The sequence below is a fragment of the Vibrio owensii genome, from assembly GCF_002021755.1.
In the GTDB taxonomy this organism is placed as follows: Bacteria; Pseudomonadota; Gammaproteobacteria; order Enterobacterales; family Vibrionaceae; genus Vibrio; species Vibrio owensii.
Map to the genome: position 1 here is coordinate 693,735 of NZ_CP019960.1, position 15,966 is coordinate 709,700.

The 15,966-nt window shown below is 48.4% G+C and carries 14 protein-coding genes; 11 read left to right on the forward strand and 3 right to left on the reverse strand.

Annotated elements, in window-relative coordinates; all coding sequences use genetic code 11:
- Positions 1–3: 3 nt before the first annotated feature.
- From A9237_RS19640 to A9237_RS19650, 3 genes are all read right to left on the reverse strand, one after another.
- On the reverse strand, positions 4–1,608 hold the full coding sequence (locus A9237_RS19640; protein ID WP_078609219.1) for a carboxyl transferase domain-containing protein: 1,605 nt from the start codon (positions 1,606–1,608) through the stop codon (positions 4–6).
- 21 nt (positions 1,609–1,629) lie between these two features.
- Positions 1,630–2,799: an isovaleryl-CoA dehydrogenase gene (locus tag A9237_RS19645; RefSeq protein ID WP_050935907.1), complete on the reverse strand. Its 1,170-nt coding sequence runs from the start codon at positions 2,797–2,799 to the stop codon at positions 1,630–1,632.
- A 115-nt stretch (positions 2,800–2,914) separates the two neighbouring features.
- Positions 2,915–3,298, reverse strand: a complete 384-nt coding sequence (locus A9237_RS19650; RefSeq protein ID WP_009704658.1) for a MerR family transcriptional regulator — start codon at positions 3,296–3,298, stop codon at positions 2,915–2,917.
- A gap of 290 nt (positions 3,299–3,588) precedes the next feature.
- On the opposite strand from A9237_RS19650, the gene A9237_RS19655 reads away from it, so the two are divergent.
- The 11 genes from A9237_RS19655 to cyoD all read left to right on the forward strand — a co-directional run bounded on the left by A9237_RS19655 (position 3,589) and on the right by cyoD (position 15,964).
- Complete coding sequence (locus A9237_RS19655) at positions 3,589–4,800, forward strand: thiolase family protein (protein WP_078609220.1); 1,212 nt, start codon at positions 3,589–3,591, stop codon at positions 4,798–4,800.
- 36 nt (positions 4,801–4,836) lie between these two features.
- A complete protein-coding gene (locus A9237_RS19660; RefSeq protein ID WP_078609221.1) occupies positions 4,837–6,330 on the forward strand; it encodes a CoA-acylating methylmalonate-semialdehyde dehydrogenase in 1,494 nt (497 codons plus the stop codon).
- Positions 6,331–6,347: 17 nt separating this feature from the next.
- Complete coding sequence (locus A9237_RS19665; protein ID WP_078609223.1) at positions 6,348–7,502, forward strand: acyl-CoA dehydrogenase family protein; 1,155 nt, start codon at positions 6,348–6,350, stop codon at positions 7,500–7,502.
- A 68-nt stretch (positions 7,503–7,570) separates the two neighbouring features.
- Positions 7,571–8,359 (forward strand): enoyl-CoA hydratase, encoded by a 789-nt coding sequence (locus tag A9237_RS19670; RefSeq protein WP_078609225.1) that lies wholly within the window; start codon positions 7,571–7,573, stop codon positions 8,357–8,359.
- Positions 8,360–8,367: 8 nt separating this feature from the next.
- Positions 8,368–9,492, forward strand: a complete 1,125-nt coding sequence (locus A9237_RS19675) for an enoyl-CoA hydratase/isomerase family protein (protein ID WP_009701915.1) — start codon at positions 8,368–8,370, stop codon at positions 9,490–9,492.
- A gap of 11 nt (positions 9,493–9,503) precedes the next feature.
- On the forward strand, positions 9,504–10,409 hold the full coding sequence (gene mmsB / locus A9237_RS19680; protein ID WP_009696177.1) for a 3-hydroxyisobutyrate dehydrogenase: 906 nt from the start codon (positions 9,504–9,506) through the stop codon (positions 10,407–10,409).
- Between the two features lie 59 nt (positions 10,410–10,468).
- Positions 10,469–11,227, forward strand: a complete 759-nt coding sequence (locus A9237_RS19685; protein WP_078609227.1) for an SDR family oxidoreductase — start codon at positions 10,469–10,471, stop codon at positions 11,225–11,227.
- A 913-nt stretch (positions 11,228–12,140) separates the two neighbouring features.
- Complete coding sequence (cyoA, locus tag A9237_RS19695) at positions 12,141–13,022, forward strand: ubiquinol oxidase subunit II (RefSeq protein WP_078609229.1); 882 nt, start codon at positions 12,141–12,143, stop codon at positions 13,020–13,022.
- A gap of 5 nt (positions 13,023–13,027) precedes the next feature.
- Positions 13,028–15,064, forward strand: a complete 2,037-nt coding sequence (cyoB, locus tag A9237_RS19700; protein WP_078609231.1) for a cytochrome o ubiquinol oxidase subunit I — start codon at positions 13,028–13,030, stop codon at positions 15,062–15,064.
- Complete coding sequence (gene cyoC, locus A9237_RS19705) at positions 15,054–15,653, forward strand: cytochrome o ubiquinol oxidase subunit III (protein ID WP_005451611.1); 600 nt, start codon at positions 15,054–15,056, stop codon at positions 15,651–15,653. Before cyoB ends, cyoC begins: the two co-directional genes overlap by 11 nt.
- Complete coding sequence (gene cyoD, locus A9237_RS19710; RefSeq protein WP_005443825.1) at positions 15,653–15,964, forward strand: cytochrome o ubiquinol oxidase subunit IV; 312 nt, start codon at positions 15,653–15,655, stop codon at positions 15,962–15,964. The genes cyoC and cyoD overlap by 1 nt, the downstream gene beginning before the upstream one ends.
- Positions 15,965–15,966: the final 2 nt, after the last annotated feature.

Consider the following 15,966-nt stretch of genomic DNA (forward strand, 5'->3'; position numbering starts at 1 on the left):
TTGCTACATTCTGAATATGCCAAAGTTGCTGTCAGGAATTGGCGCATTGAGCGCGGCTTTTAAGGCTTGAGCCAATACTTGACGCGTCTCTTTTGGGTCGATAATGCCGTCATCCCATAAACGCGCGCTGGCGTAGTAGGGATGCCCTTGAGACTCATACAAGTCTACGATAGATTCTCGGAATGCACTTTCTTCGGGCTCTGGCCATTCTTCACCTTGGCGTTTTTTCACTTCTCGACGCACTTGAGTGAGTACGCCAGCGGCTTGTTCTCCGCCCATGACGGAGATTCGTGCGTTTGGCCACATCCACATCATGGTTGGGTCATAAGCACGACCGCACATGCCGTAGTTGCCTGCACCGTAAGAGCCGCCAATAATCACGGTGAACTTAGGCACATCCGCACACGCAACCGCCATCACTAGTTTCGCGCCGTGTTTGGCAATGCCTTCCGCCTCAAGCTTTTTGCCCACCATAAACCCAGTGATGTTTTGCAAAAACAGTAGGGGAATTTTGCGTTTGGCACACAGCTCAATAAAGTGCGCGCCTTTCTGTGAGGACTCAGAAAACAAGATGCCGTTGTTCGCCACAATGCCAATCAGATTGCCTTGGATTCGTGCGAAGCCACATACTAAGGTCTTGCCATAAAGTGCTTTGAACTCGTCAAAGTCCGAATCATCGACCACACGAGCGATGATCTCTCTAACATCAAAAGACAAGCGCAGATTCGCATTGACGATGCCATACATCTCTTCAGCGTCGTAACGTGGTGGTAAAACCGGTTTGTCGCTTTGAACTGGGAGTGATTGGTTGGTATTGGAGATAGCTTCGCGCGCGAGTTGCAAAGCGTGCTGGTCATTTTCTGCATAGTAATCAGCAACGCCAGACTTGCGACAATGCACGTCGGCTCCGCCCAACTCTTCATCGGTGACGATTTCACCCGTAGCGGCTTTTACTAGCGGTGGTCCTGCTAAGAAGATGGTGCCTTGTTCTTTGACCATGATGGAAACGTCTGCCATCGCAGGTACATAAGCGCCGCCTGCGGTACAAAGCCCCATCACAACCGCGACTTGAGGAATACCTTGCGCTGACATTCTGGCTTGATTGAAGAAGATACGCCCAAAGTGCTCTTTATCAGGAAAGACTTCCGCTTGATGAGGGAGATTTGCACCACCAGAATCCACCAAATAGATGCAAGGTAGTTGGCAACGTTGTGCGATCTCTTGCGCGCGTAGATGCTTTTTCACCGTAAGTGGGTAGTAGGTGCCGCCTTTGACCGAAGGATCGTTGGCGATCACCATGCATTGAATGCCTTCAATGGTGCCGATGCCCGCGACGACACCTGCGCATGGAATAGACTCTTCATAGACGTTCCATGCGGCGAATTGTCCGACTTCAAGAAACTCGCTGCCTTCATCCAAAAGGTGCATAACACGCTCACGAACGGGCAGTTTCCCTTTCAGACGCTGGCGGTCAATGGCTTTTTGCCCGCCACCTTGCTTGATAGCTTTGATATTAGCATTGAGGTTGTTTACCAACTCGGTCATGACCGCTTTATTCGACAAAAACAGTTCGTCGGTTGGCTTGGTTTTGCTTTTAATGATTGCCATAGTGACTTCCTTGTCGGTGGGTTAGCGAGACTCTTCGAATAACTCTCGTCCAATCAGCATGCGGCGAATTTCAGAAGTGCCAGCACCAATCTCATACAGTTTGGCGTCGCGTAGTAAACGCCCAGTCGCGTATTCATTGATGTAGCCATTACCGCCTAACAGCTGAATAGCATCGAGCGACATTTGTGTGGCAAGCTCTGCGCTGTAAAGGATCACGCCAGCGGCATCTTTACGCGTGCATTCACCTCGGTCACAGGCGGCTGCGACAGCATAAACATAAGCTTTGGCGGCGTTCATGCGTGAATACATGTCAGCAAGCTTTCCTTGCACTAGTTGGAATTCACCGATGGATTTGCCGAACTGTTTGCGGTCATGAACATACGGCACCACTTCGTCCATACAGGCTTGCATGATGCCAAGCGGTCCAGCTGCGAGTACCACGCGCTCGTAATCCAAACCGCTCATCAAAACTTCGACACCACGGTTTAACTCGCCTAACACATTCTCTTTTGGCACGACACAATCTTGAAACACCAATTCGCATGTGTTGGAGCCGCGCATACCAAGTTTGTCGAGCTTCTGCGCATGGCTAAAGCCTTCAAACTCTCGCTCAATAATGAAAGCGGTGATGCCGCGAGATCCGCCATTGGGATCGGTTTTCGCGTAAACCACTAAAGTATCGGCATCAGGACCGTTAGTGATCCACATTTTGTTGCCGTTCATCAGAAAGTGGTCACCTTTGTCTTCAGCTCGTAGCTGCATACTAACCACATCAGAACCTGAGTTCGGCTCACTCATGGCTAATGCACCGACGTGAGAACCATCAATGAGTTTAGGTAGGTACTTTTCTCGTTGAGCAGGGGAGCCATTGCGAAAGATTTGGTTAACACAAAGATTGGAATGTGCGCCGTAACTGAGTGCGACAGACGCCGAAGCTCGGCTGATTTCTTCCATCGCGACAACGTGAGCAAGATAGCCCATGCCTGCACCGCCAAACTCTTCATCGACGGTTACGCCAAGCAAACCCATTTCACCAAACTTGGACCACAAATGATTGGGGAATTGGTTGTCGCGGTCGATATCTGCGGCGATAGGGGCGATATGCTCGGTGGCGAACGCGTTGACGTGGTCTCGGAGCATATCGATGGTTTCACCAAGCCCAAAATTGAGTGGGGTGTAGCTGCTTTTCATAACATTTCCCTGTTGAAAGTACTGCGGTTATTAGTACGGATAAGGTTCGAGTTACACTGCTTGGGCTTGGAAACTATGGTTGTTCTTGTTTGTTTTAGTCGTTATAAGTTTTTAGTTATTGGCTGTTAGTTTTATTGTCGCTTAGCGCTTGTTTGCATCGCTCTTTGGCGGTTTCTAGCTCGTTCATTACAACGCTAATATCGTCCAGTTGCTGCTGTAAGTGCGCTTGTTTTTCATCAATGATGGTTAGCATTTTAAGCAGCTGACCATCGCTTTGTTGGGTATCGTAAAGCTCGAACAACTCTCGAATTTCCGCAAGCGAAAAACCCAATCGCTTTCCACGTAAAATCAGCTTGAGACGGATCTTATCTCTGCGTTGATATACGCGAATATTGCCTTTTCGTTCCGGCTCTATCAGCCCGACATCCTCATAAAAACGAATGCTTCGGGTCGTGATGTCGAACTCTTTGGCGAGGTCACTTATCTTGAATTTATCCACTCGGTTTTTCCCTCTAATGAATAGTTTTGGCTTCTTAAAATCCCTTCAAGCCTTGAACTAAACGGGCTAGCTAAAAGCATGAGAGTAAATTTGTGTTGTTATTAATGTGTTTCTTTACGTTAACGTAAATGTTAGTGCTATGCTTACGTAAACGTCAAGAAATCACAGTGCGAAAATTCATCGTTTTATGAGAGGCTGGAGTGACACCACATTCTGTGTGAAAGCTCCGTGGTAGCAGGTGTGAGGGATGAGTTCGTGAACTGTGAATTATCGTCAGAAGGGACGAGAGCATGGGAAACGACATCTGGATTGTCAGTGCAAAGCGAACGCCAATCGGGCGCTTTCAAGGTCAGTTACAAGGTTATTCAGCGCCTCAATTAGGGGCATTTGCTATCAAAGCGGCAATGGATGCGAGCGGCGTTAACGAAGTCGACGAAGTCTACATGGGCTGCGTATTATCTGCGGGGTGCGGACAAGCACCAGCCAGACAAGCAGCGCTAGGTGCAGATCTTCCACTGACGACAGGCTGTACCACTGTCAATAAAGTGTGTGGCTCTGGCATGAAAAGCGTCATGTTAGCTCACGATCTTATCAAAGCGGGCAGCATTCGCAGTGCCGTCGCTGGTGGTATGGAAAGCATGACCAATGCGCCGTATCTGCTTAAAGAAGTGCGTAACGGCATGCGAATGGGTCACCAATCTACTCACGACCATATGTTTCTCGACGGTCTTCAAGATGCGTATGAAGGGCATTTGATGGGAGTCTATGCGCAGCAGACGGCTGACCGTTCGGAGTTTACTCGTGAACAAATGGATGAATGGGCAATCCTATCTGCGACAAGAGCGTTGGAAGCGCAAGAGCAGTATCTGTTTAACGATGAAATCTCACCGATAGAAATCACGACTCGCCATGGCGCTTCAACATTGGATTACGACGAGCATCCTCGCTCCATCAAGCTCGACAAGATCCCTCAACTCAAACCCGCGTTCGATAAAAACGGCTCGGTGACGGCAGCAAACTCAAGTGCGATATCCGATGGTGCTGCAGCCTTGGTGTTAATAGACTCGCAGGTGGCACAGCATCAAGGTTTAACGCCATTAGCAATCATCAAAGGGCACTCGACCCACGCCAGAAAGCCCACCGAATTTACCCTCGCGCCCGTCTTTGCAATAGAGCAGTTGTTATCTCAACTCGATTGGTCAGTGGACGAGGTCGATCTTTGGGAGATCAACGAAGCTTTCGCCGTTGTCACGCAAATCGCGGTACGCCAGTTAGGCATCGATAAAGACAAAGTAAACATCAAAGGCGGTGCGTGTGCGCTTGGGCATCCAATTGGCGCAAGTGGAGCTCGTATTTTAGTGACCCTCATTCATAGCCTGCGCCAACTGCAATCGCTTGGTTTAGATGGCGACAACAACAATAAAAAGGTGATGCGAGGTGTTGCATCACTGTGTATCGGTGGTGGTGAAGCCACTGCTATTGGTATCGAGATACCGCTTTAATTCCAATTACGACAAACGTTAACAAAGGACTAGATTATGACTCGCACGGTTCCCTTATTCATCGATGGTGAGTTTCGTGAATCTCAAGCAACGGATTGGGTAGAAGTGACAAACCCTGCCACCAATGACGTGATTGCGCGCTTGCCATGCGCAACGGATGAAGAGATGCACGCGGCAATCGAAAGCGCAAAAGCCACCTTTACCTGTTGGAAAGATGTCGCGGTTTCGGAGCGTGCGCGTTTAATGCTGCGCTACCAACATTTACTCAAAGAACATCACGATGAACTGGCGACGCTGCTGTCTCACGAGACAGGCAAGATCTTTGCGGATGCAAAAGGGGATGTGTGGCGTGGTATCGAAGTGGTCGAGCAAGCTGCAAATATCGCTAGTAACATGATGGGAGAAACCGTCGAGAACGTTGCGACCGATATCGACAGCTATTCGCTGATTCAACCGCTTGGAGTGTGCTGCGGTATTACGCCGTTTAACTTCCCCGCAATGATCCCTTTGTGGATGTTCCCAATCGCGATTGCGAGCGGAAATACCTTTGTTCTTAAACCTTCTGAGCAAGTGCCGCTAACGTCCATTCGCTTGGCTGAGTTGTTCGAAGAAGCTGGTGCGCCAAAAGGTGTGCTGCAAATCGTGCACGGTCGTAAAGAGCAGGTCGACTTGTTGCTGAAGCATCCCGATATCCAAGCTGTTTCTTTCGTTGGTTCTGTTCCCGTAGCGCAATACATCTACACCACTGGCACGCAGAACTTCAAACGTGTTCAAGCCTTTGCTGGCGCGAAAAACCACATGGTAGTGATGCCAGATGCGAACAAAAACCAAGTGGTGAACAACTTAGTTGGCTCTTCGGTTGGTGCGGCAGGGCAACGTTGTATGGCGATATCCGTTGCGGTGTTTGTAGGCAGTTCGAAAGAGTGGATTGCCGACCTAAAACAAGAAATGGCGAAAGTGCATCCGGGTGCTTGGGATGACGAGAATGCCGCGTATGGTCCTTTGATCAGCGCACAAGCAAAACAGCGTGTGCTTGGTTTGATTGAAGAAGGTAAACAACAGGGCGCGGTGTGTGAACTTGATGGTAGCCAATGTGAAGTAGAAGGCTTCCCTGAAGGTAACTGGGTCGGTCCAACCTTATTCAGCGGTGTCACCACCTCGATGTCGATTTACACCCAAGAAATCTTCGGACCTGTTTTGGTGTGTATTGAGGTCGACACGTTACAAGAAGCGATAGAACTGGTGAATCGCAATCCATACGGCAACGGCACTTCCATCTTCACTGCGAATGGTGCGGCGGCGAGAAAGTATCAACATGAGATTCAAGTCGGGCAGGTAGGTGTGAACGTGCCGATTCCCGTGCCTTTGCCATTCTTCTCATTTACGGGTTGGCGCGGCAGTTTTTACGGTGATTTGCACGCCTACGGCAAACAAGCGGTGCGCTTCTACACAGAGACCAAAACCGTGACGGCTCGTTGGTTTGATGATGATATCCCAACCGGTCCAAACCTCACCATTAACTTGCGCTAACGAAGTAAGGAGCTCATATGGATTTTGAACTCAACGAAGATCAACGTATGTTTGCCGACACCGCTCAGCAGTTTGCGGCAGAGCGTTTAGCGCCAATGGCAGCAGAGTGGGATGAAAAACAAATCTTCCCCAAAGACATTCTACGAGAGGCGGGAGAACTTGGTTTCTTGAGCCTCTACACCCCAGAAAAGCAAGGCGGTTTGGGCTTAAGCCGTTTAGATGCATCCATCATTTTCGAGCAGCTCTCTATGGGGTGCACATCGACCACCGCATTTATGACCATTCACAACATGGTGACTTGGATGGTCGCGAGCTTTGCGACCGATGAAGTGAAAGACACGTTCTGCCCGAAACTTATTACGGGTGAATTTCTCGGATCTTATTGTTTAACCGAGCCAAACGCAGGTTCGGACGCGGCGTCTCTAACGACTTCTGCGACTAAGCAAGGTGATAACTACATTCTCAACGGCGGCAAAACCTTTATTTCTGGCGCAGGCGATACCGACGTTTTAGTCGTGATGGCAAGAACCGGCGATGCGGGCGCGAAAGGTGTATCCGCGTTTGTTGTCCCCGCCGATGCAGACGGTATTAGCTACGGACGTAAAGAGCCGAAAATGGGCTGGAACAGTCAGCCGACACGGGCGGTGACTTTCGACAATGTTTCTATTCCAGTATCACATCTGCTCGGGGAAGAAGGACAAGGTTTTGTGTTCGCCATGAAAGGTTTGGATGGCGGACGCATCAACATTGCGACCTGTTCTGTCGGTACGGCTCAGCAAGCGTTGAATCAAGCGGCGCAGTACATGCAAGAACGTAAACAGTTCGGCAAATCACTAGCTCAATTCCAAGCATTACAATTCAAACTGGCAGACATGGCAACCGAGCTTGTCGCTGCCCGCCAACTGGTACGGTACGCCGCTAGCAAGTTAGACCGAGGTGACCCAGACGCCACGACTTATTGTGCCATGGCAAAACGCTTTGCAACCGATGTCGGCTTTCAAGTCTGTGACCAAGCGCTGCAACTTTACGGTGGCTACGGTTACATCAAAGAATACCCAATGGAGCGCTATTTCCGTGATGTTCGAGTACACCAAATTTTGGAAGGTACTAACGAGATCATGCGGTTGATCATCGCGCGTCGATTGCTCGCAGAAGAGTCTGCATTGCTATAAGTGCAGCGACAAGCTCTGCTTTTATCCGTAAAGCTCAGGTCATTTTCATCAAGAAAGGATTCAGAGATATGTCACTAACAGAACAACAAGCGATTCAACATACCATCAGCAATCACGTTGCGGTGGTGACCATGAACAACCCGCCCGCTAATACTTGGACGTCACAAAGCTTAACCGCATTGAAAGAGCTAGTGCTGATGCTAAACGACAACAAAGACGTTTACGCTCTGGTGCTCACAGGTAGTGGAGAGAAGTTTTTCTCGGCAGGTGCAGACCTCAAGTTGTTTGCCGATGGCGATAAAGCGGTGGCGTTAGAGATGGCGCGTATCTTTGGTGAAGCCTTTGAAACGCTGTCTGCATTTCGAGGGGTTTCCATCGCTGCCATCAACGGCTACGCCATGGGAGGCGGATTAGAAGTCGCATTGGCGTGTGATATTCGTGTGGTAGAAGAGCAAGCCGTGCTGGCACTACCAGAGGCGAAAGTCGGATTACTGCCTTGTGCTGGTGGTACGCAAAACCTAACCGCATTGGTCGGTGAAGGTTGGGCGAAACGCATCATATTGTGCGGTGAACAAGTCGGTGCAGCACAAGCTCGAGAACTCGGGTTAGCAGAAGAAGTGGTGGAAAAAGGTGGAGCGCTTAATAAAGCCATTGAGCTTGCAGAATCGGTTGCCAATCAATCGCCGTCTTCGGTAACCGCATGTAAAGCGCTTATCCAAAACATGCGCTCAGCGCCACTCAAACATGGTCTGATTAAAGAGCGAGAACTGTTTCTAAACTTATTCGATACCGAAGATCAAACCGAGGGGGTTCGTGCCTTCTTAGAAAAACGTAAACCCAACTGGAAGAATCAATAGGAGGTCGCATGACAGGGAAAGTAACCATTAGCGAAATAGATTGCTTAGACGGCGTGCACCGAATTGGTATCGCGACGTTAGACAACACGGCTTCATTGAACGCGTTGACTTACGACATGTTGGCAGAGCTCAACGACCAACTTATCGAATGGCAAGATGACCCTGATTTGGTGTGTGTCATCCTCAATGGCGCGGGTGAAAAAGCGTTTTGTGCAGGGGGCGATGTACGAACCATGTACCACGTCATGCACGAAAAAAGCAAAGAAGAAACTGCCGAGTTCTGTTCTAACTACTTCTCGCTTGAGTACGAATGCGACTACCTGATTCATACCTACCAAAAGCCAATCATTGGCTGGGGAGAGGGCATTGTGATGGGCGGTGGCATGGGCTTGTTTATGGGCACCAGCCATAGAGTCGTCACGCCTAAATCTCGTCTCGCGATGCCAGAGATCAATATCGGGCTTTACCCAGACGTGGGTGGCACTTGGTTCTTAAGCCAAATCGACCCGGAGGTAGGTTTGTTCCTTGGTCTAACTGGTGCAATGGTGAATTCAAGTGACGCTGTCACTATTGGTTTGGCAGAATGGTTGCTGTTGGAAGAGCAATATCCAGCATTGCTTGAAGAGCTGAAACAAGTCGATTGGGGCTCTGCCGATGCCAAATCGCTTGTCAGTGCGTTACTTCAATTGATGGAAGATCAAGTCATCGACAGCAAGCCGACAACTCAGATTTGCCCTTATCTCGACCAAATTAAAGAAGCCTGCAAAGGCTATGACTTAAATCAGATTGCCCAACGTATTCAAGCAATGGAGGGCGAGACTCAATGGCTTGAGAACGCACAAAAATCATTTGTTGCGGGCAGCCCGATCACTGCACATATCTGTTTTAGACAAGTCAAAGAGTACCACCGTTTGTCGTTGGCGGATTGTTTCCGTCTAGAGCTTACCTTGTCAGTTCGTAGCGCATTACTCGGTGAGTTTGAAGAGGGTGTGCGCTCTCGATTAGTTGATAAAGATGGCAATCCAAAATGGATGTTTAACAGCGTCAGTGAAGTCGATGAAAGCGTCATCGACACCTTGTTCACTTCTCTTTGGTCAGAAGAGGAACATCCACTTGCACAGCTAGGAAAATAAGGAGAAACAACATGAGTACCATTGCATTTATTGGCTTGGGCAACATGGGCAGTCCAATGGCACAAAACCTATTGGCGTCAGGGTTTCATGTGCAAGTGTTCGATGTGGATGTGAACGCGGCGAAGCAACTTGAACCGTTTGGCGCGGTGGTTGCTAGCACGTTAGAAGAAGCCGTGGATGGCGCGGGAACCATCATTACCATGCTACCAGCAGGTGCGCACGTGCGCGCGGTGTATTTGGGGGATTTACACGGTGGTGTCGGTCTGCTCAATATTGTGCAGGACAACGCATTGCTGATTGACTGTTCGACCATCGATCCAGATTCTGCTCGCTTGGTGGCGAACGAGGCTCAGAACAAACGATTGTTGTTTGTCGATTCTCCCGTCTCTGGTGGTGTAGCAGGCGCAAAAGCAGCAACGCTGACCTTTATTGTTGGCGGTTCGGACGAAGCATTCTCCAAAGCCAATGCGATCTTGCAATACATGGGCAAGAACGTGTTCCACGCTGGTAAAGCGGGCGACGGTCAGATGGCAAAAATCTGTAATAACCTGATGTTGGGCATTTTGATGTCGGGAACCTGCGAGGCGCTCAATCTCGGCATTGACCATGGTCTCGACCCGAAAGTCTTATCCAATATCATGCTACAAAGCTCTGGTCGAAATTGGGCGTTAGAGCTCTATAATCCATGCCCCGGCGTGATGGACTCTGCGCCAGCGAGTAATCAATACAATCCCGGCTTTATGAGCAAGTTGATGCTCAAAGATCTTGGCCTAGGCTTGGATGCGGCGCTGCAAACCAACTCTTCTGTCCCTATGGGCTCTTTGGCTCGTAACCTTTATGCATTCCATAACGCAGCAGGTCATGCCGAACTCGATTTCTCTAGCTTGTTTGAATTCTATAAGAACCAGAAGGGCTAACGAAGATATTTCCTATCAGGCGTTTGAGCATGGAAGTTATCCAGTAATGGAGTACAGATATGGATTTAAAAAATAGTGTCATTGCAATCACAGGTGCGGGGCAAGGGTTAGGGCAGATGATGGCGGTCAGCCTTGCTCAAGCGGGCGCAGATTTAGCATTGCTTGATGTTAACGAAACGGGACTGCTGAATACCCAAGAACAATGCAGGATGCTCAGTGCCAAAGCATTGATCTATCGACTTGATGTCACCAATGAATCTGAAGTGGAGGATACCTTTAATGAGATTCTTCAAGACTTTGGGCAGATAAATGGCTTAGTTAATAACGCAGGCGTTCTGCGAGATGGGTTATTAGTCAAAGCCAAAGACGGTGAGATCACCAAGATGTCGCTTGAGCAGTTCAACCTAGTGATGAACGTCAATGTCACTGGCACCTTCTTGTGTGGTCGAGAAGCGGCAGTCAAAATGATCGAGAGTAGCTCGAAGGGTGCCATCATTAACATCTCTAGCGTGGCGAGAGCGGGCAATATTGGGCAAACCAATTACTCTGCCTCGAAAGCTGCCGTCGCAACCATGGCAACAACATGGGCAAGAGAACTCGCCAGATATGGCATTCGCTCTGCGGCCATTGCGCCCGGAGTCGTCAAAACGGCAATGGCAGATCAAATGAAGCCAGAAGCCATAGACCGACTGCAAAAGATGATACCCGTCGGTAGGATGGGGGAGACGAGTGAGATTGCTCATGCCGTGAAATACATTCTTGAAAACGACTACTTCACAGGGCGAGTGCTCGAAGTGGATGGTGGGATGAGAATGTGAAGAAAGAGCCGATTAAGGCTCTTTCTTGTTTTTGAGTGTCTCAATTTTGTGTGTGTGATAAGCATTTTGGAAGAATGCTATTCCGAACACGAAATAAAACAAACCAGTTTTAGTCGAGTCGTCTGCGTCAGACCAGAGCCACACTGTGAAAGAAAAAATGATGACGTAATAGAACGTTAGAATAAGAAGTTTGGACATGACCGTAATGCCTGATTTTTCACCGTAATCAAACAATAAACTCATCGTAAGCCCAACAAAGACTGTTAGCTTCCTAGCCTCGAATGAACTCACGAATTTAAATGTACAGAATGAAATGATCTCAAGCTAAAGACGTCGCTACTCAGTGTTAAATTGAGTTAACAGTTCAGTGGGCGGTTTCCCCGTCACTTGCTAAAACATAGATCCTATGAATGTTATATCGTTATCAGTGATTGAAATTTTAAATGCCATGTAAATAGTATGTGAATTCATAACTATGATACTGGTCACGCTTTCCTTAATTCGCACTTTCTAATGTAGCTCACACTCTCGTGCCGAATACGCAACTGATTACTCTTCTCGTTTGCATTACTTAAGTTACTGTAAAGAAAAGAATATATACTGTAGTACGTCAATCTTGTGCACCTGCTTTGCTATTCCTTTATCAATATTAGCTTTCATAAATGGAACGTTAGTTTCCATCTGTGGCTAATGAGCTTTCCTTTTTCCCTACGCATAATGCGCTCGAATGTAACAATGTATTTCAAAGTGTAACAATAAACTCACGTTGTGAGTGTGGTTTTAACCATCAAGCAACTTGATACCTCCCACCAAGAAGTCCATTGCTGCACAAGCTCAACACAAAAATATTCTAATGACCAAGACAACCAATCGCAGGGCTTGCTCTGTTGTTGGCTAACCATCGAGAAAGTTAATGGAAGCTTCAAGATACAAACGCATCTTAGCGAGGATAAGTTTGGCAGGAACCATTCTTATGCTTTCAGGGTGTAACTCTGCTCTACTTGACCCGAAAGGTAGTATTGGCGTTCAGGAAAAAGAACTGATCATTACAGCGCTTTTACTGATGCTGATTGTCGTGATCCCCGTGATTTTAATGACAATCTACTTTGCTTACCGCTACCGAGAGTCGAACACTGGCGAGGAATACGCTCCAGAGTGGGCGCACTCGACCAAGATCGAAGTGGTGGTGTGGACGATTCCAATCATCATCATCGCGATTCTGGCAACCATCACTTGGCGTTCTACTCATGAGTTAGAGCCATCCAAGCCCATCGCAAGTGACGTCAAACCCATCACCATTGAGGTAGTGTCACTCGACTGGAAATGGCTGTTTATCTACCCAGAAGAGAACATTGCGACAGTGAACTACGTGGCGTTTCCGAAAGATGTGCCGGTTCAGTTCAAACTAACCTCAGATAACATCATGAACGCGTTCTTTATCCCGCGTCTCGGTACTCAGATTTACGCGATGCCAGGCATGGTGACCAAGTTAAATCTGATAGCGAACCACACTGGGGATTACAAAGGCTTTGCCTCTAACTACAGCGGTAAGGGTTTCTCGCAAATGAAATTTACCGCAGCAGCAATGGAAGATCGCACTGCATTCCTGAATTGGGTACAGCAAGTGAAAGCCAGCCCTGACCGAATCGAAGACTGGGAGCAATTCCGTGCGCTTGCATCACCTACGGTGGCGGAGCCTGTGAAGATGTTCTCTAGTATTCCACCATTTTTGTTCACCGACGTCGTGACCCAGCATCCGGGTTCAATGAACTGTTTGCCGGAAAATCTAGGATAATCGCAATGTTTGGAAGATTAACACTTGAATCAATCCCTTATCACGAGCCGATTATTGTCGTCACTCTAGCGGTGATCGCGATCGTTGGTTTGGCTGTCGTTGCGGCGATAACCAAAGCGGGTAAGTGGCAATACTTATGGAATGAATGGTTTACTTCGGTAGACCACAAAAAACTAGGCTTTATGTACATCGCCGTGGCAATGGTGATGTTGATTCGTGGCTTTGCTGATGCGGTCATGATGCGTAGTCAACAACTGCTTTCTGCGGCAGGCGAGAGCGGTTATTTACCACCACATCACTACGACCAAATCTTTACTGCCCATGGCGTAATCATGATTTTCTTCGTGGCGATGCCGTTAGTGATTGGTTTGATGAACATCATCGTTCCGCTGCAAATTGGTGCGCGTGATGTGGCATTCCCTTACCTAAACAACCTAAGTTTCTGGCTGTTTATTGTGGGCGTGATCCTCACTAACATGTCACTTGGCTTGGGTGAGTTTGGTCGTACTGGTTGGTTGGCGTATCCGCCGCTGTCTGGTATTGAGGCAAGCCCCGGAGTTGGGGTGGATTATTGGATATGGGCGCTGCAAATATCCGGTGTCGGCACCACGCTGACGGGCGTGAACTTCTTTGCAACTATTTTGCGCATGCGTACGCCGTCTATGCCAATGATGAAGATGCCAGTGTTCACGTGGGCTTCCCTGTGTGCCAACATCCTAATCATCATTTCATTCCCAATCCTAACCGTAACCATCGCGTTACTAACGTTGGATCGCTACATCGGTACACACTTCTTCACCAATGATCTTGGTGGTAACGTAATGATGTACGTGAACTTGATTTGGGCATGGGGTCACCCAGAAGTATACATCCTGATCTTGCCGATCTTTGGTGTGTTCTCTGAAGTAACCGCAACGTTCTCACGCAAGAAACTGTTTGGTTACACCTCGTTAGTATGGGCAACCATCGTAATCACGATTTTGGCGTTCGTCGTTTGGCTGCATCACTTCTTCACCATGGGCTCAGGTGCAAATGTGAATGCATTCTTCGGCATCGCCACCATGATCATCTCTATCCCGACCGGGGTGAAGATCTTCAACTGGCTATTCACCATGTACAAAGGGCGAATCCGCTTTACCACGCCGATGATGTGGACGGTTGGTTTCCTGATTACCTTCTCTGTAGGTGGTATGACGGGCGTACTAATGGCAGTACCGGGCGCGGACTTTGTTCTGCATAACTCTGTGTTCCTGATTGCGCACTTCCATAACGTAATCATCGGTGGTGTGGTATTTGGTTGTTTCGCGGCAATCACTTACTGGTTCCCGAAAGCGACAGGTTTCACCATGGACGAAACATGGGGCAAACGTGCATTCATTTGCTGGATTGTTGGTTTCCTAATGGCGTTCCTACCGCTTTATGCACTGGGCTTTATGGGCATGACGCGTCGTCTAAGCCAAGACCTTAACCCAGAGTACTTCCCACTGTTGGCAGTTGCTGCAGCGGGTACGGCAGTGATTGCACTTGGCGTGGCTTGTCAGTTCATTCAAATCTACGTGAGTGTTCGTGACCGCGAGCAAAACCGTGACCTAACGGGTGACCCGTGGGGCGGTCGTACTTTCGAGTGGGCGACGTCTTCACCACCGCCGTTCTACAACTTTGCTCACCTACCAAAAGGTGATGTGCTAGACGCGTTCTGGTACCAAAAGCAGAGTGGCGAATTCGATCCAACCAAAGAAGTGGAATACGAACGCATTCACATGCCGAAGAACACTCCAACAGGTATCTATGTGTCTGCATGGGCGTTGGTGTTTGGCTTCGCGATGATCTGGTACATCTGGTGGCTGGCAGCAGCAAGCTTTGTTGGCATCATCGTGACGTGTATCCAGCACAGCTACAACGATGACGTGGATTACTACGTTGAAGTAGAAGAAATCAAAGCGATTGAAGCGGAGCGTCGAGCTCAACTTGAAGAAGCGAAGAAAAACGAAGTGAAAGACAACGATAAGAAAGACGATCTGGAGGTGACTTATGCAAGCTAATGTTGCGGTTCACGACCACGATCATCACCACGATTCTGCTGGCATTAAGCTGTTTGGTTTCTGGATTTACCTAATGAGTGACTGTGTATTGTTTGCGACCTTGTTCGCGACTTACGCAGTACTAGAAAGCGGCTCTATTGCGGGTCCAACCGGTAAAGACATTTTCGAACTGCCTTTCGTGTTTGTAGAAACCATGTTGCTGCTATTCAGCAGTATCACGTTTGGCTTCGGCATGATTGCGATGAAGCGCAAAGACGTTGCAGGGTTAAAGCGTTGGTTAAAAGTGACCTTCTTACTTGGTGCCGGCTTTATCGGGATGGAAGTGTATGAGTTCCATCACCTGATTGTTGAAGGCTACGGTCCACAAGAAAGTGCGTTTCTATCTGCGTTCTTCACTTTGGTCGGAACACACGGTTTGCACGTAACCTTTGGTTTGATCTGGCTAGCCGTGTGCTACCACCAACTGTCCACCAAAGGCTTGAACGATAACATGTCGATGCGATTCCAGTGCTTGAGCTTGTTCTGGCACTTCCTAGACATCGTTTGGATTTGTGTATTCACCATCGTTTACTTATTGGGGGTTATGTAATGGAACAACATCTAGATACAGGTGCCTCTGATTACGTAAAAGGCTTTATTGCGTCTCTGATCCTGACCGTGATTCCTTTCTACTGTGTGTGGGCGCAAGTGCTGCCAGATACCGCAACTTATGCTGTGTTATTTGGTTGTGCGATTGTGCAGATCTTCGTGCACTTTAAGTACTTCTTGCACATGGAAGTGAAGACGTCAGAAGGTCAGTGGAACGTGGTGTCACTGATGTTTACCGCCATTGTTGTGTTGATTCTGATCGCTGGCTCGATCTGGATCATCTACAACATGAACGTCAACATGAAGTTGTAGGC